Below are 2739 nucleotides of genomic sequence, written 5' to 3'. Positions count from 1 at the left end.
CACACCACCGTTGGTGATTGTGAAATTACCACCTTGTAGTTCAGCCAATGACAGCTTACCGTCACGGCCTTTAAGTGCTAGTTCCTTAATTCCTTTTTCAACACCTGCCATGCCTAGTGTGTCAGTATCTTTAAGTACTGGTGTTACAAGGCCACGTGGTGTAGAAACAGCAATCGATACATCGAAGTAGTTGTGATAAACAATGTCATCACCGTCGATAGACGCGTTAACTTCAGGGAAACGCTTAAGGGCTTCGGTTACCGCTTTCACGTAGAAAGACATGAAACCAAGGCGAATACCGTGACGCTTCTCGAAGCTGTCTTGATACTGCTTACGAAGGTCCATGATTGGCTTCATGTTTACTTCGTTAAACGTTGTTAGCATTGCTGTAGAGTTCTTCGCTTCAAGAAGACGGTTAGCAATTGTCTTGCGAAGACGCGTCATAGGAACACGCTTCTCGGTACGATTACCCGTTGGTAAGTCAGCTGAAACAGATTCAGACGCAGCAGGCGCTGCCTTCGCTGAGCTGTCGCCGCCTTTAAGGTACTTCTCTACGTCTTCTTTAGTGATACGGCCATTTTTGCCAGTGCCTTTCACTTTAGCTGCGTCAACACCTTTTTCTGCAAGTAAACGACGAACAGAAGGACTAAGCGCATCGCTGCTCTCGTCACTGTCATCGCTTTCGCTTGACGCTGCTGGAGCAGAAGCGCCGCTTGCTGCACCTTCTACAAATTTAGCAATCACTTCTTCAGCTGTTACTGTGGCGCCCTCTTCTGCGATAATTTCAGCAAGAGAACCGTCTGCAGGAGCAACAACTTCTAGTACTACTTTATCAGTTTCGATATCAACCAAGTTTTGGTCGCGAGAAACTGCTTCACCTACAGCTACGTGCCACGTTGCGATTGTCGCGTCAGCTACAGATTCAGGAAGTACTGGTACTTTAACATCAGATGTTTTTCCAGAAGCCGCTGGAGCCGCATCTGATTTAGAATCGTCTTTCGCTTTGCTTTCTGTTTTAGCTTCAGCTGGTGCAGCAGCACCACCCTTTTCTAGTTTAGCAATAACTTGCTCGCCTAAAACAGTTGCACCCTCTTCGTTTAGTATCTCACCAATTGTACCGTCCGCTGGCGCCACAACTTCTAAAACCACTTTATCAGTTTCAATATCAACCAGGTTCTGGTCTCGTTTAACTGCGTCACCGGCCTTTACGTGCCAGGTTGCAATGGTGGCATCGGCAACTGACTCAGGTAGAACCGGAACTTTTATCTCAATTGTCATTACTGTTCCTTATTTAATTGTGAGTGCGTTTTCAACCAGGGCTTTCTGTTGCTGGTTGTGAACGGATACATAACCTACTGCAGGTGACGAGGATGCATCACGGCCTGCATATGTTAATTTTGCACCATCTGGAATTGCTTGCCAGAAATGGTGTTGGCTACAGTACCAAGCGCCTTGGTTTTGAGGCTCTTCTTGACACCAAACCCAATCTTTTACGTGGCTGTATTGTGCCACAACTTTAGCGCATTCTTCTTGTGGGAATGGATAAAGTTGCTCTAAACGGATGATTGCGACGTCTGTTTGCTCATTTTTACGGCGCTGGTCTAACAAATCGTAGTAAACCTTGCCTGAACACATAACAACACGCTTCACATTCTTCGGATCGATATCATCAATTTCGCCAATTACGTTATGGAATTTGCCTTCTGCAAGTTCCTCTAACGAAGATACAGCCATTGGATGACGTAATAGTGACTTAGGTGACATCACGATAAGTGGTTTACGCATTGGACGAACCACTTGGCGTCTAAGCATGTTGTAAACCTGAGCGGGTGTTGAAGGTACACACACTTGCCAGTTGTGGTCAGCACACATTTGCAAGAATCGCTCAAGACGCGCAGAACTATGCTCTGGGCCTTGGCCTTCATAACCATGTGGAAGTAAAACGGTTAGGCCACACAAACGGCCCCACTTCGCTTCACCTGAGCTCAAGAACTGATCAAATACAACCTGAGCGCCGTTAGCGAAGTCACCAAACTGGGCTTCCCAAATAGTCAGACATGTAGGCTCTGCTGTCGCATAACCATACTCAAATGCCATTACTGCTTCTTCCGAAAGCACAGAGTCGTAAATTTCAATTTCACCCTGACCTTCGCGAATATGCTGAAGTGGCATATACGTCGATGCGTCTTTTTGATTGTGCAATACCGCGTGACGGTGGAAGAAAGTACCACGGCCTGAATCCTGACCTGTAATACGAATATCTTCGCCGGCATCTACGATAGTGGCATAAGCTAAGTTCTCTGCCATACCCCAATCAAGTAGCTTTTCACCCGCGACCATCGCTTTACGGTCTTGGTAAAGCTTGTTTACACGAGACTGAAGTTTGTGCTCTTCAGGAATAGTAGTGATTGACTCACCTAGCTCTTTAAGCTTCTCAACTGAAAGCGCTCCATCGTAAGGCGTATCCCAGTCGTGACCAAGGTACGGAGACCAGTCAACGCTATGCTCTGTCATTGGACGCCACTCTTCAACAACGCACGCGCCATGGTCAAGAGCTTCACGGTACTCTTCAACATAACGATCTGCATCACGTTGCTCTATCACACCTTCAGCAATTAGCTGGTCAGCATAAAGAACACGTGGAACCGGGTGCTTCTTAATTTTTTGGTACATCAACGGCTGCGTGGCGTTTGGCTCATCCGCTTCGTTGTGACCATGACGACGGTAACAAACTAAATC

General features: G+C 46.8%; 2 protein-coding genes. Both read right to left on the bottom strand.

Annotation, left to right across the window (positions count from 1 at the left end; translation table 11 throughout):
• Positions 1-1278 (bottom strand): dihydrolipoyllysine-residue succinyltransferase (gene sucB, locus QVA83_RS19785; RefSeq protein WP_287498851.1); only part of this gene is annotated, 1278 nt, incomplete at its 3' end.
• Between the two features lie 9 nt (positions 1279-1287).
• Positions 1288-2739, bottom strand: a 1452-nt coding sequence (gene sucA, locus QVA83_RS19780; protein WP_287498850.1) for a 2-oxoglutarate dehydrogenase E1 component, incomplete at its 5' end; no start/stop codon positions are given.

This window comes from Alteromonas sp. AO-Serp (assembly GCF_017849675.1).
Taxonomy (GTDB): Bacteria; Pseudomonadota; Gammaproteobacteria; order Enterobacterales; family Alteromonadaceae; genus Alteromonas; species Alteromonas macleodii.
Note: the sequence above shows the minus strand (reverse complement) of the source record. Positions and strands in the feature narration are given on the sequence as shown.